Raw genomic sequence first — 23680 nt, 5'->3', positions numbered from 1 at the left:
ATTTTTTGATTAGTGAATACCCTCGATATCAAAAAAAATATCAACACTTTCATAATTTAGATATTCCAAAACAATCTATAAAAGTGAATAATGACACATCTCAGTTGAAAAGATATTCAACAGTACTAATTTAAGTATTTTTTTTGCATGTATCTTGGGGGGTCCTTGTGACAGTTAAGAGTAAAACAACACCAATCGGTAGATTGCGTCGTGCGCCAGAAAACTTTGTGACTCAGCAATTTGCTGATGAAGTTTATGAGCATGGTCTGAATGAAACACGTCGTGGTTTCTTACGTAAAAGTTTTGTAACAGCATTGGGTGCAACAGCTGCTGGTTCAGCTATTGCCGCTGATGGTGAAAAAGCTATTTTGGAAAAGCAAACGTGGCAGACGACTTTAGGTCAGCCAGTTGCTGCGAACCCATATGGCATGCCATCTAAGTGGGAAGCTCCTCTTCAGCGCCGTGAGTCTCCTGGCTTGACTCGTGTGTCTGCTGCTTCAGTAGCCTTCGCACCATTGCAAGGTTTCTTCGGCATCATCACGCCGAACGGTTTGCACTTCGAGCGTCATCACCAAGGTTGGTATGACATCGATCCAGCGCAACATCGCTTGATGGTGAACGGTTTGGTTAAGCAGCAAAAAGTGTTCACGATGGACGACTTGATGCGTTTACCAAGCGTGTCACGCATTCACTTCGTTGAGTGTGGCGCTAACACAGGTTTAGAGTGGGGTAACGTTGCTGTGCCAAGCGTGCAGTACACCCACGGTATGTTGTCTTGCTGCGAATTCACAGGTGTGCCTCTTTCAGTATTGCTAGATATGTGCGGTGCTGATCTTAAGAAAGGTAAATACATCCTAGCTGAAGGCGGCGATGGTTCAGGTATGACCAGAACTATTCCAATGGACTTGGCGCTTAAAGACGTATTGGTTGTGTGGGGCATGAACGGCGAAATGTTGCGCCCTGAGAACGGTTACCCATTGCGTTTATTGGTTCCTGGTGTTCAAGGTGTGAGCTCTGTGAAGTGGTTGCGTCGTATTGAAGTAGGCGATATGCCATATGCAGCTAAAGACGAAGCAGTTCACTACATCGACTTGATGCCAAGTGGTTTACATCGTCAGTACACAACTATTCAAGAATGTAAGTCTGTGATCACGACACCATCTGGTGGTCAGCAATTGCTAGACAAAGGTTTTTACAACATCAGCGGTATGGCATGGTCTGGTCGCGGCAAGATCAAACATGTGGACGTATCAGTTGATGGTGGTAATAACTGGCGCAGAGCTCGTCTTGAGACTCCAGTTCTTTCTAAGGCGATCACTCGCTTTAACCTTGACTGGGTTTGGGATGGTTCACCTGGCATCTTGATGTCACGTGCAACAGACGAGACTGGCTATGTTCAGCCAATGATCAAACAATTAAGAGAAGTTCGTGGTACACGTTCCATTTATCACAACAATGCAATCCAAGCATGGAAGCTTGATACGAACGGGGAGTTGAGCAATGTTCAAGTTGGCTAATTTAACTAAAACTTTGGTATTGGCAGGTTTGGCGCTAGGCCTAACTGCTGAAGGTATTGCTCAGTCTAAGTACACTGGTGTTGGTCGTGAAGCGACCAAAGCTGAAGTAGCTGCTTGGGACATCGATGTTCGTCCAGACTTCAAAGGTTTACCGGCTGGTTCTGGTAATACGTTGCGTGGTCAGGAAGTATGGGAAGGTCGTTGCGCATCTTGTCACGGTACTTTTGGCGAATCTAATGAAGTGTTCACGCCGATTGTTGGTGGAACTACTAAAGAAGATATGAAAACTGGTCGTGTGGCTTCATTGTTGAGCGACAAACAGCCGCAGCGTACAACTTTGATGAAGGTTGCTACTGTTTCAACGCTTTGGGATTACATCTACCGTGCAATGCCATGGAATGCCCCAAGAACTTTGACACCAGATGACACATACGCTGTATTGGGTTACATCTTGGCCATGGCTGAGATCGTTCCTGATGATTTCACGTTAAGCGACAAGAACATTGCTGAAGTTCAAAAGTTGATGCCTAACCGCAATGGTATGACTCAAGCTCACGGCATGTGGACTGAGCGCGGTACACCAGACGTTAAAGCAACTGCTTGTATGTCTAACTGTACAAAGCACGTGGCGATTGGATCGACATTGCCTGACTATGCTCGTAATGCCCATGAAAATCTTGCATTGCAAAATAGACCATTCGGTCCATATCGTGGTGTTGATACAACGAAGCCACCAGTCAGTAAGTTGCCGGGTAAGGGCATGATGACTGTGAGCGCGGTTGCGGCTGAAGTGCTATCACCTGACGCATTGTTCAAGAAAAACAATTGCGCCACTTGTCATGCTCCAGCATCTCATGCCATCGGACCATCGATTGCTCAAGTGGCCGCCAAGTACAAGGGTCAAGCAGATGCCGTTAAGAAAATGAGTGCAAAAGTGAAGGCTGGTGGTGCTGGTGTTTGGGGTGCAATCCCAATGCCGCCACATGCTCACGTCTCTGATGCTGATATTGAAGTGATGGTGAAATGGATGCTTTCTGGCAAATAAAGATGTAAGATTGCCAGGTAGAAATTATTATTTTTGATAGTTAGTTTTTTTAGAAGGAGTTCGTATGAACCAAAAACGTCGTGAAGCGCTGCGATTGACAGCAGTAATCGGTTTGATGGCTGCAACAGGTCTTATTTCTCAAGCAGAAGCTGCAACATGGAACAAAGCTGCTTTTGAAGGTAAAACATTGGATGACGTACTTAAGTCTTTAGGCGGTTCTTCAGCTGACAAGTCTGGCGCGATCACAATCAATGCTCCTGACATTGCTGAAAACGGTGCAGTTGTGCCTGTAGGCGTAACAACATCAATGGCAAAAACACAACAAATCGCTATTTTGGTTGAGAAGAATCCAAGTGCATTGGCTGCTCAATTCATCATGACTGCTGACACAGAGCCGTTCGTGGCTTCACGTGTCAAGATGGGTCAAACATCAAACGTTCACGCTTTGGTGAAGGCTGATGGTAAGTGGTTTGTATCTACTAAAGAAGTTAAGGTGACTTTGGGTGGTTGCGGCGGTTAATTCCCCCTCACACAATTCACATAACTAATCATATTTGTACTGAAAGGAAATAAAAATGGCAGATCCAATGCGCGTACGCGCCCAAGAGACTGGCGGTATTGTTGACGTTAAAGTGTTGATGAAGCACGACATGGAAACAGGTCAGCGTAAAGATTCATCTGGAAAAGTTATTCCAGCTCACCACATCACAACAATCACAGCAACTTGCAAAGGTAAGCAAGTGTTCCACGGCGAGTTTGGCCCAGCTGTTTCTAAAGATCCATTCTTGAACTTCAAGTTCAAGGGCGGCGCTAAGGGTGATGAGGTTAGCGTAACTTGGGTAGATAACAAGAACGACACTCGCACAGATAAAGCAAAAGTAAGCTAATAAGAAAATAAGAAGCCCGTCAATTTCAAAGTTGACGGGTTTTTGTCAATAAGAGGAGCAGATAATGAAAAAAGCTATAAGTAGTGCTTTATTAGTCTCTTTAAGCATGGTGGCAGGTTTTGCCATGGCTCAAAGCGCGACGGATGATATTGCGAAATACCGTGAAATGATTGCTGATGGCAATCCTTCAGAATTGTATGAAGCAGCTGGTGAAGATTTGTGGAAAAAACCCATGGGTCCTAAAAATGCAACGCTTGAAAAGTGTGATCTTGGAAAAGGTCCAGGTGTTGTGAAGGGCGCTTCAGCTGAATTGCCACGTTATTTTAAAGATACTAATAAAGTGCAAGACTTAGAGTCACGCATCATCACTTGTATGGAAAAGTTACAAGGCTATGACGCTCAAGAAATCATCAAAGCTGGCTTTGAAAAAGGTAAGCGTAAAGATGTTGAGGCAGTTGTTGCTTATGTTGTGACTGCATCAAAAGGCATGAAAATCAATGTGCCTGTGAAGCATCCAAAAGAGAAAGAAATGTACGCCATGGGTGAGAAGGCTTTCTTCTACCAAGGTGGCCCAATGGACTTCTCATGTGCTTCTTGCCACGGTGAAGACGGTAAGCGTATTCGTTTGCAAGACTTGCCTAACATCACTGAGCAAAAGGGTGCTGCTTTAGGTTTTGGTTACTGGCCAGCTTATCGCGTATCAAGCGGCAATTTCTGGACCATGCAGCGTCGCTTGAACGACTGCTACCGTCAACAGCGCTTCCCAGAGCCAATTTACATCTCTGATGTAACCATTGCGCTATCTGTCTACATGGGTGCTAAAGCCAAAGACGGAATTATGAACACACCAGGATTGAAGCGCTAAGTCGCGGGAGATAAATAATGAAAAAATTACATTTAATGATTTCTGCAGCCTTGGTTGTTGTAACTTCAACATCCGTGATGGCTCAAAGTAAATTTGAAAAAGATCATGCGGCAAGTTTCCAAGCCAAAGGTCAAGCTGGTTTAGATCGTCTTGATCGTGATGACACGCAAAAGTTTTGCTCAGAACCTGCTGCTTTATTGGGTAAGGGCGATGCTAAAAAGCGTGAAGCGATTGAAAAAGCTAACATGGCTACGATCAAACAACCTTCAGATGGCAAGTACCTAGGCGACTGGAAAGAGGGCGAGAAGATTGCTCAAAGCGGCCGTGGTGCTACTTGGTCAGACAAAGCTGGTTCAGCTGTTGGTGGTGGTTGCTACAACTGTCACCAGATCAACAAGAAAGAAATTTCTCACGGCAATATTGGCCCATCATTGTGGAACTACGGCAAGATTCGTGGCAACACAGATGCAGTGGTTCAATACACTTGGGGCAAGATTTATAACGCTAAAGCCTATAACGCTTGCAGCAACATGCCACGTATCGGCCACTTCAAGTTGTTGAATGAAGAGCAGATGCGTCACGTGATGGCTCTTTTGTTGGATCCAGCATCACCAGTTAATCAGTAATTTGTAACAAGTTGGGCCGCTATGCCATCGTGTCTAGCGGCCTTTTTATTTTTTAATAAGGTTTTTTATGTCAATGAATCGTAGAGAGTTTTTACAAGTATTAGCAGTTGCCTCAGCGGGTGGTATGGCCCTTAATACTGATTACGCGCAAGCACAATCAGCAGCCAACAAGTTTTATGATTTGCCTCGTTTTGGTAATGTGCACTTTCTACACTTCACTGACTGCCATGCACAATTAAAACCAATCTACTTCCGTGAACCAGATGTGAACTTAGGTTTCGGTGATCAGTTTGGTAAGACACCTCACTTGGTGGGTGAGCATCTTTTGAAAGCTCACAATATCAAACCAAATACATTAGAAGCTCATGCCTTCACGTATTTGAATTTCGAAAAAGCAGCGGCTACTTACGGCAAAGTAGGTGGTTTCGCTCACTTGGCTACTTTGGTCAAGAAAATGAAGGGCAGCCGTCCAGGCGCATTGCTATTAGACGGTGGTGATACATGGCAAGGTTCGGGCACTGCTTTGTGGACCAATGGTCAAGACATGGTTGATGCATGTTTGGCTTTGGGTGTAGACATCATGACGCCACACTGGGAGATGACTCTTGGTGAAGATCGCGTGAAAGAGATTGTTGAAAAAGATTTCAAAGGCAAGATTTCATTCTTGGCTCAAAATATCAAAACCAATGACTTCGGTGACCAGGTATTTGATCCGTATGTGATTCGTGAAATGAATGGTGTGAAAGTGGCCGTGATCGGTCAAGCTTTCCCGTACACACCAATTGCTAACCCACGTTACATGGTAGCGAACTGGACCTTCGGTATTCAAGACGACAACATGCAGAAGATGGTCAATGAAGTTCGTGCCAAGGGTGCAAAAGTTGTTGTTGTGATTTCTCACAACGGTATGGACGTTGACTTGAAGATGGCAAGTCGTGTGACTGGTATCGATGCGATCCTCGGTGGTCATACTCACGATGGCGTACCAACACCAGTGAAAGTGAAGAACCCAGGTGGCGTTACATTGGTAACGAATGCTGGTTCAAACGGCAAGTATTTAGGTGTTCTAGATTTCAAAGTGAACGCAGGCAAGATTGCTGACTTCCGCTACAAGTTGTTGCCAGTTTTCTCAGACATGATTCCTGCTGATCCAGCGATGAATAAATTGATCGACAGAGTTCGTGCTCCGTACGAAACAAAGTTGGGTGAAAAGCTTGCGATCACAGAGGGTACTCTTTACCGTCGCGGTAACTTCAACGGCAGCTTCGACCAGTTGATTTTGGATGGTTTGATGGCTGTGAAGAATGCTGAGATTGCATTCTCACCAGGTTTCCGTTGGGGTACTTCATTGTTACCAGGTCAGGCGATCACGATGGAACACGTGCTTGATCAAACTGCGATCACTTATCCATGGACCACTGTGACCATGATGAAGGGTGACATGATCAAGACAGTTCTTGAAGATATTGCTGACAACTTGTTCAACCCAGATCCATACTACCAACAAGGTGGTGACATGGTGCGTGTGGGTGGTCTTCAGTACTCAATCAATCCAATGGGTGAAGCGAATAAGCGCATCAGCAACATGACACTCAATGGTAAGTTGATTGATCCAAATAAGACTTACAAAGTGGCTGGTTGGGCTCCTGTGGCTGAAGAAGCAAAAGCTGCTGGTGGTGAGCCAATTTGGGATGTCGTGGCTAAATACCTTCGCGACATTAAGACGGTTAAAGCGAAGCAACTCAATATGCCAATCATTGAGGGTGCCAAAGGAAACCCAGGGTTCGCTGCATAAACCATTATGACCATGAACATGACCAGCATATCTCTTGTTATATCTGGTCTTGTTCTGTTCTGGGCTTTCTCCAATGATCATTGGAGAGTATTGATCAGGCCTCAGGTGATTAACTCTGTATTGGGTGGCATCTTAGCTCTTGGTTTGGCCTGGAACATTCGTGCTTACATGCCAGGCATGGCCACTGAAGCACTCATCGGTTTATCGTTCCAATTCTTTGGCGCATCTTTATTGGTGGCCATGTACGGTTTACGTCCTGCCATTGTCATGCTCGCTGGTGTAACGACCATTGTTGCCTTGGCTTCTTCATGGACCTTGAACCACGCTTTGCATCAATTTTTAGTCTTGGGTGTTCTGCCTGCGATGTGCGCTTGTGGTGTGATGCGCTTAATTGGCGGATGTCTACCTAAGCACCTCTTTATCTTCATCTTTGGTCACGGTTACGTGGCCGGCGTGCTGAGTGTGATTATTCCGGCTGTCTGTTTGATGATTTGGCACCAAGCTTTTTGGCCAGCCAACCTTGGCTTATCGATGGACTTGGTGGATTGGTTTGTGACCCTGGTTGTTTTGTCATTCACAGAGGGGTCTTTGTCAGGCATGTTGCTGGCTGTCTTTGTGATTTACAAGCCCAATTGGGTGCCACGCTTCAGCGATCAAGAGTACCTAAAAGTACCAGCAAAAGACCAAGCTCAAGGCTAATCGCCAAAAATGCCATAAAATGTCAGGCTTAAAAGGTAAAACCTCTATTTATGCCTGAAATTAACTTAAATTCCATCTCAAGCACCGTTATTTGGTCCACGTTTGTGGTGACCGTCCTTTTGGGCATTGTTTTGCAAAAAACACGCTTTTGCACCATGGGGGCCATCACTGATATTGCCATCATGGGCGAGTGGACCCGCATGCGTCAGTGGCTTTTAGCCATGGGTGTTGCGATTGTTGGTATAGGTTTCATGACCTCCATGGGGATCATTGATGTGAGTAAATCCATCTATACCGGTTCACGCTTAACTTGGTTATCCACCATTGTCGGTTCCCTGATGTTTGGTTTTGGTATGGTCTTGGCCTCAGGCTGCGGTAGCAAAACATTGTTACGCATTGGTTCAGGTAATCTGAAGTCTTTGGTGGTCTTTTTGACTTTGGCTCTATCGTCTTATATGACCTTAAGAGGTGTGTTTGGTGTTGTAAGAGTCAACACAACTGATACTGTGTTCATTACTTTATCAACGCAACAAGATTTGCCAAGCATATTGGCTCAGTCAATGGGCATGGCCAAAGATACTTTGCAAATCAGCTTGGCGTTGATCATCGGTGGTGCATTGATATTGTTTGCGCTGATCAAAAAAGAATTCTGGAGTCTGAATAATCTCTTGGCGGGTTTTGGTGTTGGCGGAGCTGTTTTATTGGTTTGGTGGATTTCAGGGGTCTTGGGCTATGTGGCTGAAGATCCAAATACTTTGGAAGAAGTTTTTGTGGCGACCAACAGCGGCCGCATGGAAAGCTTAACTTACGTAGCACCTTATGCCTACGTGATTGAGTGGCTGACATTCTTCAGTGATGCCAGCAGAAAAATAACTTTAGGTATTTCCTCAGTATTAGGTTTGATCGTTGGCTCATTTATCTACTCGCTTGTTACCAAGACCTTCCATTTAGAAACCTTCAGAAATGCAGAAGACACTGGCAATCATTTGCTTGGTGGTGTGCTGATGGGAGTGGGTGGTGTGACTGCTTTTGGTTGCACAATTGGTCAAGGCTTGACCGGCATTTCAACTTTGGCGATTAGTTCATTCATCGCAGTCGCAGGCTTCATTGTGGGTGCAGTTTTAGCCATGAAGTATTTGCAGTGGAGAATGCTTCCACCGCCTTGTGAGCCAGTCATCGGAAGCAATCATTCAAATCAACATTCAAACACTGGAGGATGTGGCATGCCACTTCAAATCGCTTGTCATACTGATCAATTTGGTACTTTGGGTCAAATCACTGCGGACGATGTTTCTGAAATCGCTCGTCAAGGTTATAAATCGATCATCAATAACCGTCCCGATGGTGAAGCAGGTCCTCAGCAACCCTTGAATGCGGAAATTGAAATTGCAGCCAAAGCGCTGGGTCTTAATTACGCCTATTTGCCAGTGGTCAGTGGTCAAATTACTTTAGAGCAAGCACAAGAGATGTCTCGCTTGCTTGAGACCATGCCTGGTCCTATTTTGGCTTTCTGTCGTTCAGGCGCCAGATCAACTAACTTGTACATGTTGGCTCAACAAGTTGGTTAATTAGTTGGAATTAACGCTCATCGGAATCGCTCTTGGCATTTTTGTCGGGGTGGTGTTAGGTCTGACGGGTGCTGGTGGGGCCATTTTGTCTGTGCCCCTCCTAGGATTTTTTCTCCATTTAAATGTCGCGCAAGCTGCCCCAATCGGATTATTGGCGGTGGCCTTGTCTTCTGGCTTGGGCGCTTATCTTGGTTTCAGGGCCAAGATACTGAGGTACAAGGCAGCTCTTTTAATTGCTTGTGCCGGCTTGATTTTGTCACCCCTTGGCATTTGGTTGGCGCACCAACTACCTAATTGGCCCTTGGTCCTGATCTTTGCCATGATTCTTTTATTGGTGGCTAGGAATATGTGGATGCAAGCTACCAGAGAATTAGCCGGTATTGAAGAGAAACTTGGCCCACCATGCCAGCTCGATCAAACCATCGGCAAGCTCACTTGGACGCTGCCTTGTGCCAGAGCACTTTTTAGTTCGGGAGCGCTTGCTGGATTTTTCTCAGGTCTATTAGGTGTGGGTGGGGGTTTCATCATCGTTCCGGCTTTGAGGAAATTCACAGATCTACCGATCAAATCAATTGTGGCAACGTCTTTGGGCGTTCTCACCATCATCTCAACGGGTGGTGTGATTTTTTCTAATTTCTATGGAGCCATGGATTGGGCTTTGGCTTGGCCATTTTCTCTTGGATCTATCATTGGATTATTGATTGGTCGACAACTCGTCAAGAGCATCTCTGGACCAAGGATTCAGCAAACTTTTGCAATCTTTGCTATCTTGGTTGCCATTGCTATGCTGATCAAACTAATCCTTTAAATGAATACAGAACTTCCTCAAGCTAAAACCGTCTGGTTGATGAGGCGTAACTGCTCATTTACGCCCAAGCAAGTGGGCATCTTCTATTTATCCATGGTGTGTTTTTCAGGCTTGATCACCGCATATTTTTGGTGGATTGGCGCCTGGATGGTTGTGCCTTTCACTTTGATTGAATTATCAGTCTTAGGCATTGCATTACTGATCTATGCCAGGCATGCCAGGGATTACGAAAAAATCACTTTGCACAATTCTGAATTAATCATTGAGTTGAACATGGGGTACAAGAAAACCCTGACGCAATGGAATGCCCCGTGGGTCAGAGTCAAAGACCCTGAGTCTTTGTATGACCGAAAAAATGATTTGGTGATTTTAGAAAGTGGCGCGCAAACCATATCGATTGGCCAATTCATTTTGGCTGAAAAAAGACATGATTTAGCCAAAGAAATCAGACAGGCATTGAGGCTTTGCTTGCATTAAAATGGCGAGATGAACCGACAGCCTTTTAAATTACTTGCACTGATTGTATCGATCCTTATTTTTTCAGCCTGTGGCAAAGGTCCTGATCAGGAGCCTCTACCCAGATTGGTGAAAGTGGTGGTAATGGGTCAGGCTAATGAAGTTGTATTACAGAATGAGGCTATCAAGGATCCTGGAGCTCTTCGCTTTGATGCCAGTGGCAAGGTCATGGAAGTTCTTGTCAAATCAGGTGATGTAGTTTTACCAGGGCAATCATTGGCGCGCATCATTCCTAACAGCGTGTCTTCTGAGTCATCAGTGATGATCAGTTACCGTGCGGCAAAAGCAGAGCTTCAATCAGCTGAAGCTGACTTTAAAAGATACACCGATTTAAAAAACAAAAACTTCATCTCAGCCTCTGAATTCGATCGTCGTGTGGCAACCATTGAATCAGCTCGTGCCAAATACGAACAATCCATTGAGAACATCGGCTTTGTTACTTTAAGAGCTTTAGATGCGGGCAAGGTTGCTCAGATGAGTATCGCTGTTGGACAAGTGGTCAGCAATCAAGACGTGGTTGGAAAAATCATCACACAAAAAATAAGTAAGAAGATTGAAAAAAATAATAGCAGTATCAATAGCAATGCCAAAAACACTTCCAAAGCTTCACTCAAGATTCCAACTACTGCGATACACAGTGATGGCGTGAGTGTTTACAAGTTAACTCTTGATCAGGGATCGCAATCCACAGGAAAAATCAGCGCAGTCAAACTTGTATTGGGAAAGATTGATGATCAATCGGCTGAATTGGTGAGTGGCTTGGTGGCGGGTGATATCGTGATTGCCACCGGATGGCATGCTCTGAGTGAAGGTCAACAAGTCAGAATCGCTATCGCTGAAAAGGCTCAGTGATGAGTCCTGATCGTTTCAATTTATCGCGCTGGGCGATTCAAAATAGTGCGCTAACGCGCTATTTGATGATTGCCTTGGTCTTATTGGGCATTGGCTCTTATTTCCAGTTAGGCCAAGACGAAGATCCGCCGTTTGCTTTCAGAGCCATGGTGATTCGTACCATCTGGCCAGGTGCTACAGCGATCCAGGTGTCTGATCAAGTCACCAATAAGATCGAGAGAACTCTGCAAGAAGTTCCAAGCATTGACAAGATTCGCAGCTTTTCGCATCCCGGCGAATCAATGATCATCTTTTTTGCTAAAGACAGCACGCCTGCCAAAGAGATCCCCAATCTTTTTTACACCGTTCGTAAAAAAGTAAATGATTCAAAATCATATTTACCCATGGGTGTTCAGGGCCCTTATTTTGATGATGATTTTGGTGACACATATGGTGTTATTTATGCCATGTCTGCAAAGGGTTATACGCCCCGTGAAGTGAGAGACTTCACAACTCAAATCAGACAACGCTTATTACAAGTGAAAGACGTTGGCAAAGTAAACGTCTATGGCTTACAAGATGAAATGGTTTACGTTGAGTTGTCGCGTAAAAAGATGGCTCAGTATAGTTTATCGCCAGCAGTGGTGGCACAGCAATTGAATCAGCAGAACACCATTGAAAGTGGTGGAAATATTGAATCAAATTCTTTTTCAATGCCCATCCGCGTGGGTGGTCCCTTTGAGAACGTTGCTGATATTCAGGCCATGCCATTGCGTGCTCCTTCAGGCGCATCGATTCGCTTAGGTGATATTGCTCAGGTTCGCCGTGATGTGATTAATCCAGCGCAAAGCAAAGTTCGTTTTCAGGGTGAAGAGTTGGTGGCCTTGGGTATTTCCATGGCCAGGGGCGGAGACATTGTTGAGCTTGGTAAAACTTTGACCAAAGCCAGTCAGTTCATTGAAAAAGATCTGCCAGCGGGTGTGACCTTGTCTTTGATTCAGGATCAACCCAAAGTTGTTGCTGGCTCAGTAAAAGAATTTTTGATGACTTTGTTTGAGGCATTGATCATCGTGTTAGCAGTGAGTTTGTTGGCCCTGGGTTTACATCGTCATCCTTGGAGAATCGATCCAAGACCTGGTTTGGTGGTGGCCATCAGCATTCCTTTGGTGATGGCAGTGACCTTCTTGGTGATGCATTTGGCGGGTGTTGGATTACATAAGATTTCTTTAGGCTCATTGATCATTGCTTTGGGTCTTTTGGTCGACGATGCCATCATCGTTGTAGAGATGATGGTGCGCAAGATGGAAGAGGGCTACGATCGCATGAAGGCTGTGACAGCTGCCTATGAGCTGACCGCTATGCCGATGTTAACGGGCACCTTGATCACAGCGGTTGGCTTTTTGCCGATTGGTATTGCCAAGTCAGCGGTGGGTGAATACACCTTTGCTATTTTTGCTGTGACTGCTGCTGCGCTGATCATCTCTTGGTTTGTATCAGTTTTGTTTGTGCCGTACTTGGGATTCTTGCTATTAAAGAAGCCAGCTCATGCCACTCCTGAGGGTGCCCAGCATGAGCATTTCGATACCCCATTCTATGAGCGTTTCAAGGTGGTGGTTGCATGGTGCATTGATCATCGCAAAAAAGCCATCATGGCAACCATTGCAACATTCGTGTTGGGCATTGTTGGCATGAGTCAAGTGCAACAACAATTTTTCCCGGATTCATCTCGCCCTGAAATTTTGGTTGATATATTTTTGGCTGAAGGTTCTAGTTTTGAAGCCACTGAAGCTGCCGCTAAAAAAATAGAAGCAAAAATCTTGGAGCAAGAAGGTGTTCAATCTGTCACGATGTGGGTCGGTAATGGCGCACCTCGATTCTTTTTACCCTTAGATATTATTTTCCCAAGATCGAATGCTGCACAAGCTGTGATTGTGGCTGACCTGCGTCATCGCGATCGCCTCAACCAAGTCTTGCCTCGCATTTTGGATGATGCCGCTCCTGAAGCAAGACTGCGCGTTAAATTGTTACCGAATGGCCCGCCTGTGACTTATCCAGTGGAATTCAGGGTCACAGGTGATGATCCGATCAAGCTAAGAGCTGAGGCAAATCGCTTTATAGAGGTGATGCGTCAGTCATCGATTGTTTATGGCGTTAAAGATAACTGGAATGAAAACCAAGCAGTGGCCAAAATTGATGTGGATGCTGCAAAAGCTCGTGAGTTAGGTGTACCACCCCAAGTGATTGCGCAAACACTGGCCAGTCATTTTGGCGGGGTCACGATTGGACAATATCGTGAAGGTGATTTGTTGGCGCCGATTGTTTTGCGTTTGCCTCGTGCAGAGCGCAATCAAACCAGCGACCTGAATGAAACCATGTTGACCACCGTGGGCGGTCAATCAATCCCATTGGGTCGTATTGCGACCGTGAACGTGGTGTGGGAGCCGGCCACAATTTGGCGTGAGAATCGCGAATACGCCATCACTCTTCAAGCGGATGTGATCCCTGGTGTTCAGGGTCCTACAGCGACAGAAGAGTTGTACAAAGAATTCAAACCATTGATGGCTAAATTGCCACCTGGTTACAAAGTTGATATCGGTGGCTCTGTGGAAGAAAGTTCACGCGGCCAAGATTCCATCAACGCTGGTATTCCGGTGATGCTGTTCATCACCTTCACATTGTTGGTGATTCAGTTGCGTAGTAGCTCACGAGCCTTCTTGGTTGTTTTGACAGCGCCTTTGGGCATCTCAGGCGTGGCTTTGACATTGCTACTATTTAATAAGCCGTTTGGCTTTGTTGCATTGCTAGGTTTCATTGCTTTGCTGGGTATGATCATGCGTAACTCAGTGATCTTGATTGATCAAATTGAACAGGGGCGCACTGCAGGTATGCCAGCCAGAGAGGCGATCATTCATGCTTGTGTCACGCGTTACAGACCGATCATCTTGACAGCCGCAGCCGCAGTCTTGGCGATGATTCCTTTGTCACGCAGCGTCTTCTGGGGTCCGATGGCGATTGCCATTATGGGTGGCTTGATGGTAGCAACTGCTTTGACTTTGTTGGCCTTGCCAGCGATGTATGCCGCTTGGTTCAAGATTGATAAAAATACGGCTTAAGATAAAGTCTAATAAAGAAAACAAATTGATCATTTAAAGATTCATTCATATGCGTATTCCAATTCCTGAAGAAAAAACATTCGTTCATGAATCCATCATCCCAATTCGTTGGGGTGATATGGATGCCTTTGGTCATGTGAACAACGCGGTTTACTTTCGTTATATCGAACAAGCCCGCATCAATTGGTTGGATAGTCTAGGCTTGAACTTTGCTCAAGATGAGCAGGGCGTTGTGGTGGTGAATGCCTTTTGCAACTTCATGAAGCCTGTTGAGTACCCAGCAGATCTTGTGATCAAGACTTATATTGCTAACCCGACGCGGGTAGGTTTGGATACCTTCAATGTGATGTCTTTGGCAAATGACCCTGATACTGTTCGAGCAACATCAGGTGCAACGATTGTTTGGGTCGACTTTAAGACCCAGAAAGCGGCTTCTTGGCCGCCTGAATTAAAAGCCAAGTTGGCTATCTAAAAACTCAATAAATCAGAAACCCGGGAGGGCTTACTCTGGCTTTTTCAATAAAGAGGCTAAGAGGGGGTTGAGCTTTTTCTCAGAATTCTTTTTATTCGCACCCTTTGGCTTCGGAGCTGAATTCTTCATTTGGTTGGCTACAGCCAATCCCGCGTTCTTGTAAAGGTCTGTTTTCTTCATTATTAATTTAATTAAATCATTGATTTATATGATTTTTTTATTTTAGTCTGCCTATTCATGTATTAGCAACTAATTTAGGCTATTTTGTCATTATATGAAGTGCAATCTCTTGCCAGATATCTAAGTCTTATATAAGATATAAGTCTTAAAGATTGCTTGTTATTTGCCTATATAGAGAGGGAAACACCATGTTGAAAGCCTATCGTGATCATGTTGCCGAGCGTGCAGCTCTGGGTATTCCACCACTACCATTGTCAGCTCAGCAGACTGGCGAGTTGATTGAGTTGCTTAAAAATCCACCAAAAGGTGAAGATGCAACTTTGGTTGAGTTGATCACTCACCGCGTTCCAGCTGGTGTGGATGATGCAGCGAAGGTCAAGGCCTCATATTTGGCAGCAGTTGCTTTTGGCAAAGAAAAAACACCATTGATCTCACGTGAGACCGCAACTCAGTTGCTAGGCACGATGCTTGGTGGTTACAACATCTCTCCACTCATTGATTTATTGGATGACGCCACAGTGGGCGGTATCGCTGCTGAAGGATTGAAGAAAACATTGTTGATGTTTGATCAATTCCATGACGTTAAAGAAAAGGCTGATAAAGGTAATGCCAACGCTAAGGCTGTATTGCAAAGCTGGGCAGATGCTGAATGGTTCACAAGCCGTCCTGAAGTTCCACAAAGCATGACTTTGACAGTGTTCAAAGTAACAGGCGAAACAAACACAGACGATTTGTCTCCAGCACCCGATGCTTGGAGCCGCCCAGACATTCCATTGCATGCATTAGCGATGTTGAAAAACCCACGTGAAGGCATCGAGCCTCAAGAGCCTGGCAAGGTTGGCCCGATCAAGCAATTAGCGGCTTTACAAGCCAAAGGTAATTTGGTTGCCTACGTTGGCGACGTTGTTGGTACAGGTTCATCACGTAAGTCAGCCACAAACTCAGTGTTGTGGTTCACAGGTGAAGACATTCCTTACGTTCCTAATAAGCGTTTTGGTGGTGTTTGTTTAGGTACTAAGATTGCTCCGATTTTCTACAACACCATGGAAGATGCTGGCGCCTTGCCGATTGAGCTTGACGTTAACAGCATGAACATGGGTGATGTGATTGAGTTGCGTCCTTATGAAGGTAAAGCGCTCAAGGACGGCAAAGTAATCGCTGAGTTCAAAGTGAAGTCAGATGTTCTATTTGATGAAGTGCGTGCCGGTGGCCGTATTCCATTGATCATCGGTCGTGGTTTAACAGCAAAAGCTCGTGAAGCTTTGGGCTTGCCAGTATCAACATTGTTCCGCTTGCCAACCAATCCTACTGATTCTGGTAAAGGATTCTCATTGGCGCAGAAGATGGTTGGTCGCGCATGTGGCTTGCCAGAAGGCAAGGGCGTTCGTCCGGGCACTTACTGTGAGCCTAAGATGACAACGGTGGGTTCTCAAGACACGACTGGTCCAATGACTCGTGATGAATTAAAAGATTTGGCTTGTTTAGGTTTCTCATCAGACATGGTGATGCAATCTTTCTGCCACACAGCCGCTTATCCAAAACCAGTGGATGTGAAGATGCACCATGAATTGCCTGACTTCATCAGCACCCGTGGTGGTGTTGCTTTGCGTCCAGGTGATGGTGTGATTCACTCATGGTTGAATCGTTTGTTGTTGCCAGATACAGTTGGTACAGGTGGTGACTCTCACACACGTTTCCCGATTGGTATTTCATTCCCGGCAGGTTCAGGTTTGGTAGCGTTTGCTGCAGCCACTGGTGTGATGCCTTTGGATATGCCTGAATCTGTATTGGTTCGCTTCAAAGGCAAAATGCAGCCAGGCGTCACATTACGTGACTTGGTCAACGCAATTCCTTTGTATGCGATCAAGCAAGGTTTGTTGACAGTTGAGAAGAAGGGCAAGAAAAACATTTTCTCTGGACGCATTCTAGAAATCGAAGGTTTGCCTGATCTCAAAGTTGAGCAAGCGTTTGAATTGTCAGATGCATCTGCTGAGCGTTCTGCGGCAGGTTGTACAGTTCACTTGAACAAAGATCCAATCATTGAATACATGACCAGCAACATCACATTGATGAAGTGGATGATTGCTAATGGTTACTCTGATGCACGTACATTGGGTCGTCGTATCAAGGCGATGGAAGCATGGTTGGCAAAACCAGAGCTACTCAAAGGTGATGCTGATGCTGAATACGCAGCAGTGATTGAAATTGATTTGGCCGATGTTCATGAGCCAATCGTGGCATGTCCAAACGACCCAGATGATGTGAAGACATTGTCTGAAGTGTCTGGCGCGAAAATTGATGAAGTATTCATCGGTTCTTGCATGACCAACATTGGTCACTTCCGTGCTGCTTCTAAGCTACTTGAAGGCAAGCGTGATATTCCTGTGAAATTGTGGGTTGCTCCTCCAACTAAGATGGACGCACAACAGCTAACAGAAGAAGGTCACTACGGTGTTTTAGGTGGTGCTGGTGCGCGCATGGAAATGCCTGGTTGTTCATTGTGTATGGGTAACCAAGCACAAGTTCGCGAAGGTGCTACTGTGATGTCAACATCAACACGTAACTTCCCGAACCGTCTAGGTAAAAACACATTTGTTTACTTGGGTTCAGCTGAATTGGCATCTATTTGCTCTAGATTGGGTCGCATCCCGACCAAAGAAGAGTACATGGCTGACATGGGCGTTCTCAATGCAAGCGGAGCTGAAATCTACAAATACATGAACTTTGATCAAATCAAAGGTTTCAGTGATGTAGCAAAAACAGTGGATGCTTAAGGCTTAGTTAGGTAAGAACTTAAGTTAAAACCAAGCAGTTAATCTAAGGGGCTTTCTTCGGAAAGCCCCTTTTTTCATCTTGGCTGAAAAAATCATCATGAACGGGTATGCTAGTGATACTTTCTTAATTGATGCATGACATGTTCAAGTTTTCTGACTTAACAATTCCAGTGATACAAGCGCCAATGGCAGGTGGGGTGAACACGCCCGCATTGGTATCAGCTGTCTCTGATGCAGGAGGTTTGGGCAGTTTTGGTTTTGCCTATTCGAGTCCAAAAAAAATCGATGCTGATTTGCGTGCCACCAAAGCACTCATCAAAAAAGTACCCAAGACCAGGATTAATGCCAATTTTTTTGTATTTAAAGAGCCAGTCATGCCTGCAGAGTTTGAGCAGCAGCAGGCCTTGAGTGACTTAAAAGATGTGGTGGATTCATTGGGTGTGACTGTGGCTATTCCAAAGTCACCATACATTCCAGATTTACAAAGCATGCTTGAGCCTATTTGGGTCCACCAACCAGAGGTGCTGACATTTCACTTTGGTTTGCCACCTCAAGAGCTTATTGAAAGAGCCCATTCATTAGGTATCAGTGTAGGTGTTACCGCCACTTCTTTGGAAGAAGCTTTGATGATCCAATCAGCGGACGTTGATTTTGTGGTGGCTCAAGGAATTGAAGCTGGTGGACATCGGGGCATCTTTGATCCCCATGGTGTTGATCAACAACTATCCGTCAGAGATTTAGTTCAAGAGCTGGACAAGCATCTTCAAATACCCATCGTCGCGGCTGGAGGTCTCATGGATGGCCATGATGTTCGCAACATTATTCAAGCTGGTGCATCAGCAGCGCAAATGGGCACTGCATTTTTGGTGACTGCAGAGGCAGGCTCAAGTCCTGCTCATCGTCGATTTGTATTAACGCAGCCTGAATTAGGAACCGCATTCACCAGGGCTTTCTCAGGTCGTCCAGCGCAAGGCGTGAAAAATAAATACATGTCATTGATGGAAGGTAAAACTTATTTACCATTTCCTGTGCAAAACAATATGACGGCTCCGATGAGGCAATGGGCAGCACAAAATGATCAAGGCGATTACCAAAGCCTTTGGGCTGGCACTGAATATGCCAGAGCTCGCGCTATGTCAGTGGCTGAATTGATGGCAAGCTTATCGAATGAATATCAAGCGGCAGGGAGCTAAGCGTGAGTATTCAGAACTCTCGGCATGTTGAAGATCAATTGCAAGCTTGGTTGCGTGGCACAGGTCCTTCAACTGAATTGATTCAGGCATTTCGAATCTTTTGTAAAGATAGTCAGTTGCCCGAGAAGTACAGCGTAGCCCTTGAGAATGTTTTATCCAGGGTTGAGTCTTCATCGCTCTTCACAGAGGAGAGTTGCTCCTTCAGTAAAAAAGATCTGGCCAATGCTTTGAAGGTTTGGTTGGAAAAAGTTCAGCAATATCACTCCAAGGAAAATCCATGATGAAACGACATCTGCAATTGATTATTTGTGCAGCGACCATGCTGACAGTCAGTCCAATTTCAGCCTTAGAGTTTTCTGATATTGCCAATGAGGGTGAAATCAAATATTTAAAAACCCGTCCTGATCCTGGTGCTTATAGCTATGAATCAAGGGTGAAGATCAGTCCACAAAGTTTGGACTCTGGAATTGTGACCATTGCCACTTGCCATCGTCAATTAGATCCCATCAGAAAAGTGGTAATTGTTTTTAATGAAAATAGAATCAAAAAGATCACCGTCAAGTCTTTAGAAAAAATGAACTCTGCGGAAGTTAAAGACAATCGTGTGACTCTCACTGATGTTGAGCGTGGGGCATCCATTTGCATTGATTTGGAATCAAGGGCTTTGGATAAGGTGTCGCAAGAACAATACATGTTGAATGCTGGTCCTTTGATGCGTCGGTATTTTGATGGTTACTTGCCAATGAGTGCGGTCTTGCGAGTTGATTGGCCTAAAAACATGCTGACGCTCGAAAAAACATTTCCTGTTGCGCAAGACGGCGTCCAAGTTGCTCAGGGTATTGATGGCGTTCAATTAGATATGATCTTTGCGGGCAAGATGACCGCGCAAATTCATTTAAAGAAAAATCAGTGACAAAGTCACCAAAGATATCTTAAAAATACTCTAATTAATTTTGAGTGAGCTCGTCGCTCAAGCGCTTCCTTGCATTATTGAGTTTGGTCCAATGAAGTATTGAAAATACAAACATCGGGATCAAAGCAACAAAAATCAATTTGGGTATGAATGATGCTGCCCAACAACAACCCATGGCAATGCCATAGGCATACCCAGTATCAATGGGTTGATTAATTCTTCTGTTTTCATACATCCTAAGAAAGCCATTCTTGATTGATTTGAGTAAGAAAAAGAACCAAATCACATTGAAAATAGGGATGAGCAGTAACCAGGCCATCCCAGGCGCTTGACTCCTGTACTCTGGGTCAATGGCTTTGATGGTTTTGCTGATAGCCCTGATATAGAAAATAAAGGCAATCAAAGGAATGATGATCAAGAAAGCTGCGAACAAATTATTACTCCTAGGTCTCTTTTTATAAGAAAATACCACGTATTCATCTTAAAGAAGCATTACTCATTATGTCCATACTTTTAAACGCAGACGAAACCCAATTGGTTCTGATTGATTATCAAAGCAAATTGATGCCGGTGATCCATCAGGCTGACCAGGTATTGGCCAATGCCGTGCGCTTGGCAAAAATAGCCAAACTATTAAAACTACCCATCATTGGTACTGAGCAAAACCCAGAAAAATTAGGGCCTAACGATGCTCAGTTGAAATCTCTTTGTCAAAAGACTCTCACCAAGATGTATTTTGGTGCTTGTGCGGATGGCTTGGTCGATGAGTTAAGAGCTCCACCAAAGCCTATGGGTAATGCCAGAAGTTTGCCTAAGCACATTCAGCGCAAGCAGGATGATCAAGGTGAGAAAAACACGATTTTGATCGCAGGATGTGAGGCCCATGTTTGTTTATTGCAAACTGCCTTGGGTTTACTCGACGAAGAGTTTGATGTGTGGGTTGTGACTGATGCTTGCAGCTCTAGAACTGAAGCTAATCGTGATGCCGCATTTGATCGCTTGGCATCTAATGGCGCAGAGCTCGTGACAACAGAAATGGTTGTCTTTGAGCTCTTACAGTCTTGTGAGCACCCTCAATTCAAAGAGGGTTTGGCGCTCATCAAGTGATTATTTTGGTGAGGTTTCGTCCATCTTTTTTAGGACAACCCTCACCATCACAATGCCGGTGACAATCATCGCTAAGATGATCAATAAACTTAACTGTCCTGCAAAAGACCCAAATAGTTCGCCCAACATTCTTAACCCCTTATATAAAACTTAATTAGTCACATCTATAAGTTTTACTTTAGAGCTAATCTTGAATGTTCTCTTTGATGTAACTCAAGAAACTTTCAAGTTTTATCTTCGGCGAGGCTAGTGGATAGCTGTTTCAGGTCTTCAGGGTAAAGCCAGCGCCATTCGCCTTCGGGAAGGTCTTGGGGTAGGGTGTATTCACCAATTGATAATCGATGTAATTGAGCGACATGATTGCCCACGGCTGCCATCATGCGTTTGACTTGGTGATAGCGTCCTTCAACGATCGTCATTTCTAGAACTCTGCTTGAGCGCTGCACACAGGCTTTGGCAAAGCATGGTTTTGGATCATCATCTAAAACAACTCCTTTTAAGAGATGTTGAATTTGTCCTTCAGTTAAATCATCCGCTGCTGTGATTTGATACACCTTGCCAATGTTCTTTTTGGGTGTGGTCATGCGGTGAATGAACTGACCATCATCTGACATCAAGATCAAGCCAGTGGTGTCATGGTCTAGGCGTCCCACACATTGAATACCTCTTTCAACCAAAGGCTGGGGCAGTAGGCCGTAAATACTTGGATGATGGCTGGTTTTATGGGAGCATTCATAGCCGACTGGCTTATGAAATGCCACATAGGCTTTTTCATGAAACTCCCATGACTCCCCATCCACCTCAAGCTGAAGATTCTCGGTTGGGATTCTTTCATCAGGGTCCTCCGCCAATACACCATTGACCTTGACCAGTTCAGCGTAAACCAGGTCGCTACAGTAGCGACGGGTCCCAAACCCTTGGCTAAAGAGGATTTTTTCTAAAGAAAGAGGTTTTGCCATGCTGAGTAAAGAGTACCTATAATGGTGAAAAGCGAAATATTACAGCCTAACTGGCTGTAAATACTGAATCCCTGAGGAGATGATAGTGCCAGTTATTACCAATATTGAAGATTTGCGCATTTTGCATAAAAAAAGAACACCTAAGATGTTCTATGACTATGCAGATTCTGGTTCTTGGACTGAGTCTACTTATCGCTCAAATGAATCTGACTTTCAAAAGATCAAGCTGCGCCAAAAAGTAGCTGTGAACATGGAAAACAGAACGACCAAAACAAAAATGATTGGTCAAGAAGTTGCTATGCCGGTGGCATTGGCTCCAACTGGCTTAACTGGTATGCAGCACGCTGATGGTGAGATCTTGGCTGCTAAAGCTGCTGAAAAGTTTGGCGTGCCATTCTGTTTGTCCACCATGAGCATTTGCTCGATTGAAGATGTGGCTGAACACACCACCAAGCCTTTTTGGTTCCAGCTTTATGTCATGAAAGACCGTGGCTTCATCGAGCGCTTGATTGATCGTGCCAAAGCAGCCAATTGTTCTGCTTTAGTTTTAACACTTGATTTGCAAATCTTGGGTCAGCGTCACAAAGACCTAAAAAATGGTTTGTCTGCGCCACCGAAACTAACCATTGCAAACATCATCAACATGATGACCAAGCCTCGTTGGTGCATGGGCATGATGGGCACGCAGCGCAGAACCTTCAGAAACATCGTTGGTCACGCCACGGGTGTCGGCAATATGTCATCTTTATCGTCTTGGACTGCTGAGCAGTTCGATCCGGGCTTGAATTGGGGTGATGTTGAATGGATCAAAAAGCGTTGGGGTGGCAAGCTCATTATCAAGGGTATTTTGGACGAGGGCGATGCTCGTTTGGCTGCTAACTCTGGTGCCGATGCTCTGATTGTTTCTAACCATGGCGGTCGTCAGTTAGATGGCGCAGTATCAAGTATTCAGGCCTTGCCTGGCATCGTTGATGCGGTTGGTAAAGACATTGAAGTGTGGATGGACGGCGGCATTCGTTCAGGCCAAGATGTTTTGAAGGCTTGGGCATTAGGCGCTAAAGGCACTTTGATTGGTCGTCCTTTCTTGTATGGTCTTGGTGCCATGGGTGAGGCTGGCGTGACCAAGTGTCTTGAAATCATTCATAAAGAATTGGATATCACCATGGCCTTCACGGGACACAGAGATATTCAAAACGTCACCAAAGATATCTTGTACCCAGGCACTTTCTAAATAGCCTGTTCTTTGCTGATATTCACTGAAAATAAGCGACCTAGGTCGCTTATTTTCTCTCTATTTGGTGAGATTGCCTGACCTGCGGTATATTCACTTATATGATGAATCCCAGCACCCTTAGCGACAGCATTCAATTGGCTGTAGCGCCTGTTTTCTTATTAACTGCAGTGGCAGGCATGATTGGTGCCTTGACCCATCGCTTGGCTCGCGTGATTGACCGATCTCGAGTGCTTCATAAGGAGCTCATGGATGAGCATCTTAAGCAATCAATTAAAGATTCTTACAATCAAGAATTAAAGAACATTGCCACGCGTGGACGTTTCATCAATGTCTCAATGATCTTTTTGGTCTTGTGCGCCATCATGATTGGTCTAACTATCTTGGAATTATTTTTCGCCGAAACAAGCAGTGGAAGAATAATGGTGTCAGCATTTGTTCTCTATACATTTGTGGCTGGTATCGGCTCATTCATTTTGGCTCTGATATCTCTTTTGATTGAGGTGCTGATTGCCTCTTACTCGATCCGCTGGAAGCCGCACAATTGATCCATACTTCCAGATTCAAATGAAATAAAAAAT

The 23680-nt window shown here is 44.9% G+C and carries 25 protein-coding genes and 1 pseudogene; 22 read left to right on the top strand and 4 right to left on the bottom strand.

Features of this window, described 5'->3' with window-relative positions:
* The first annotated feature begins 167 nt into the window (after window positions 1–167).
* The 15 genes and pseudogenes from soxC (at window position 168) to GQ367_RS05230 (ending at window position 14742) form a co-directional block, all read left to right on the top strand.
* A complete protein-coding gene (gene soxC / locus GQ367_RS05300; protein ID WP_215289658.1) occupies window positions 168–1517 on the top strand; it encodes a sulfite dehydrogenase in 1350 nt (449 codons plus the stop codon).
* On the top strand, window positions 1501–2562 hold the full coding sequence (locus GQ367_RS05295) for a c-type cytochrome (RefSeq protein WP_215289656.1): 1062 nt from the start codon (window positions 1501–1503) through the stop codon (window positions 2560–2562). Before soxC ends, GQ367_RS05295 begins: the two co-directional genes overlap by 17 nt.
* A gap of 64 nt (window positions 2563–2626) precedes the next feature.
* Window positions 2627–3082: a thiosulfate oxidation carrier protein SoxY gene (gene soxY / locus GQ367_RS05290; protein WP_215289654.1), complete on the top strand. Its 456-nt coding sequence runs from the start codon at window positions 2627–2629 to the stop codon at window positions 3080–3082.
* Between the two features lie 55 nt (window positions 3083–3137).
* Window positions 3138–3449 (top strand): thiosulfate oxidation carrier complex protein SoxZ, encoded by a 312-nt coding sequence (gene soxZ, locus GQ367_RS05285; protein WP_215289652.1) that lies wholly within the window; start codon window positions 3138–3140, stop codon window positions 3447–3449.
* A gap of 64 nt (window positions 3450–3513) precedes the next feature.
* Window positions 3514–4314: a sulfur oxidation c-type cytochrome SoxA gene (soxA, locus tag GQ367_RS05280; protein ID WP_215289651.1), complete on the top strand. Its 801-nt coding sequence runs from the start codon at window positions 3514–3516 to the stop codon at window positions 4312–4314.
* A 17-nt stretch (window positions 4315–4331) separates the two neighbouring features.
* Window positions 4332–4940, top strand: coding sequence for a sulfur oxidation c-type cytochrome SoxX (gene soxX, locus GQ367_RS05275; protein WP_215289650.1), 609 nt, complete (start codon window positions 4332–4334; stop codon window positions 4938–4940).
* Between the two features lie 73 nt (window positions 4941–5013).
* Complete coding sequence (gene soxB / locus GQ367_RS05270; RefSeq protein WP_215291898.1) at window positions 5014–6735, top strand: thiosulfohydrolase SoxB; 1722 nt, start codon at window positions 5014–5016, stop codon at window positions 6733–6735.
* 6 nt (window positions 6736–6741) lie between these two features.
* A complete protein-coding gene (locus tag GQ367_RS05265; RefSeq protein WP_215289647.1) occupies window positions 6742–7434 on the top strand; it encodes a hypothetical protein in 693 nt (230 codons plus the stop codon).
* A gap of 50 nt (window positions 7435–7484) precedes the next feature.
* Window positions 7485–8585, top strand: a pseudogene (locus GQ367_RS05260) (YeeE/YedE family protein); the annotation flags it as partial.
* A complete protein-coding gene (locus tag GQ367_RS05255) occupies window positions 8562–9002 on the top strand; it encodes a TIGR01244 family sulfur transferase (protein WP_371818557.1) in 441 nt (146 codons plus the stop codon). The pseudogene GQ367_RS05260 and the gene GQ367_RS05255, both read left to right, overlap by 24 nt.
* A gap of 4 nt (window positions 9003–9006) precedes the next feature.
* Window positions 9007–9810 carry a sulfite exporter TauE/SafE family protein gene (locus tag GQ367_RS05250; RefSeq protein ID WP_215289646.1) on the top strand — a complete coding sequence of 268 codons (804 nt, stop codon included), beginning with the start codon at window positions 9007–9009 and terminating at the stop codon, window positions 9808–9810.
* Entirely contained in the window at window positions 9811–10287 is a 477-nt protein-coding gene (locus tag GQ367_RS05245; protein WP_215289644.1) for a DUF2244 domain-containing protein, read from the top strand.
* 9 nt (window positions 10288–10296) lie between these two features.
* Window positions 10297–11178: an efflux RND transporter periplasmic adaptor subunit gene (locus GQ367_RS05240; RefSeq protein WP_215289642.1), complete on the top strand. Its 882-nt coding sequence runs from the start codon at window positions 10297–10299 to the stop codon at window positions 11176–11178.
* On the top strand, window positions 11178–14270 hold the full coding sequence (locus GQ367_RS05235; protein WP_215289640.1) for an efflux RND transporter permease subunit: 3093 nt from the start codon (window positions 11178–11180) through the stop codon (window positions 14268–14270). The genes GQ367_RS05240 and GQ367_RS05235 overlap by 1 nt, the downstream gene beginning before the upstream one ends.
* Window positions 14271–14319: 49 nt before the next feature.
* Complete coding sequence (locus GQ367_RS05230; protein WP_215289639.1) at window positions 14320–14742, top strand: thioesterase family protein; 423 nt, start codon at window positions 14320–14322, stop codon at window positions 14740–14742.
* A 30-nt stretch (window positions 14743–14772) separates the two neighbouring features.
* Here GQ367_RS05230 and GQ367_RS05225 read toward each other — a convergent pair whose 3' ends face one another.
* Window positions 14773–14922, bottom strand: coding sequence for a hypothetical protein (locus GQ367_RS05225; RefSeq protein ID WP_215289637.1), 150 nt, complete (start codon window positions 14920–14922; stop codon window positions 14773–14775).
* A 188-nt stretch (window positions 14923–15110) separates the two neighbouring features.
* Between GQ367_RS05225 and acnB the strand changes: the two genes are divergently transcribed.
* The 4 genes from acnB to GQ367_RS05205 all read left to right on the top strand — a co-directional run bounded on the left by acnB (window position 15111) and on the right by GQ367_RS05205 (window position 19802).
* Complete coding sequence (gene acnB / locus GQ367_RS05220) at window positions 15111–17696, top strand: bifunctional aconitate hydratase 2/2-methylisocitrate dehydratase (protein WP_215289635.1); 2586 nt, start codon at window positions 15111–15113, stop codon at window positions 17694–17696.
* A 140-nt stretch (window positions 17697–17836) separates the two neighbouring features.
* On the top strand, window positions 17837–18889 hold the full coding sequence (locus GQ367_RS05215; protein ID WP_215289633.1) for a nitronate monooxygenase family protein: 1053 nt from the start codon (window positions 17837–17839) through the stop codon (window positions 18887–18889).
* A gap of 2 nt (window positions 18890–18891) precedes the next feature.
* Window positions 18892–19170 (top strand): hypothetical protein, encoded by a 279-nt coding sequence (locus GQ367_RS05210; RefSeq protein ID WP_215289631.1) that lies wholly within the window; start codon window positions 18892–18894, stop codon window positions 19168–19170.
* Window positions 19170–19802, top strand: a complete 633-nt coding sequence (locus GQ367_RS05205) for a hypothetical protein (RefSeq protein WP_215289629.1) — start codon at window positions 19170–19172, stop codon at window positions 19800–19802. The genes GQ367_RS05210 and GQ367_RS05205 overlap by 1 nt, the downstream gene beginning before the upstream one ends.
* Window positions 19803–19836: 34 nt before the next feature.
* Here the strand turns inward: GQ367_RS05205 and GQ367_RS05200 are convergent, their stop codons facing one another.
* Window positions 19837–20235 (bottom strand): hypothetical protein, encoded by a 399-nt coding sequence (locus GQ367_RS05200; RefSeq protein ID WP_215289627.1) that lies wholly within the window; start codon window positions 20233–20235, stop codon window positions 19837–19839.
* Between the two features lie 74 nt (window positions 20236–20309).
* On the opposite strand from GQ367_RS05200, the gene GQ367_RS05195 reads away from it, so the two are divergent.
* Window positions 20310–20909 carry an isochorismatase family protein gene (locus GQ367_RS05195; RefSeq protein WP_215291896.1) on the top strand — a complete coding sequence of 200 codons (600 nt, stop codon included), beginning with the start codon at window positions 20310–20312 and terminating at the stop codon, window positions 20907–20909.
* Here GQ367_RS05195 and GQ367_RS05190 read toward each other — a convergent pair whose 3' ends face one another.
* Window positions 20910–21038, bottom strand: coding sequence for a DUF3149 domain-containing protein (locus tag GQ367_RS05190; protein ID WP_215289625.1), 129 nt, complete (start codon window positions 21036–21038; stop codon window positions 20910–20912).
* A 95-nt stretch (window positions 21039–21133) separates the two neighbouring features.
* Entirely contained in the window at window positions 21134–21868 is a 735-nt protein-coding gene (locus GQ367_RS05185; protein ID WP_215289623.1) for a pseudouridine synthase, read from the bottom strand.
* 85 nt (window positions 21869–21953) lie between these two features.
* Between GQ367_RS05185 and GQ367_RS05180 the strand changes: the two genes are divergently transcribed.
* Together GQ367_RS05180 and GQ367_RS05175 are read left to right on the top strand one after the other, a co-directional pair.
* Window positions 21954–23099, top strand: coding sequence for an alpha-hydroxy acid oxidase (locus tag GQ367_RS05180; protein WP_215289621.1), 1146 nt, complete (start codon window positions 21954–21956; stop codon window positions 23097–23099).
* Between the two features lie 101 nt (window positions 23100–23200).
* Window positions 23201–23647, top strand: a complete 447-nt coding sequence (locus GQ367_RS05175; protein WP_215289619.1) for a DUF2721 domain-containing protein — start codon at window positions 23201–23203, stop codon at window positions 23645–23647.
* Window positions 23648–23680: the final 33 nt, after the last annotated feature.

This window comes from Polynucleobacter sp. MWH-CaK5 (assembly GCF_018687615.1).
In the GTDB taxonomy this organism is placed as follows: domain Bacteria; phylum Pseudomonadota; class Gammaproteobacteria; order Burkholderiales; family Burkholderiaceae; genus Polynucleobacter.
Note: the sequence above shows the minus strand (reverse complement) of the source record. Positions and strands in the feature narration are given on the sequence as shown.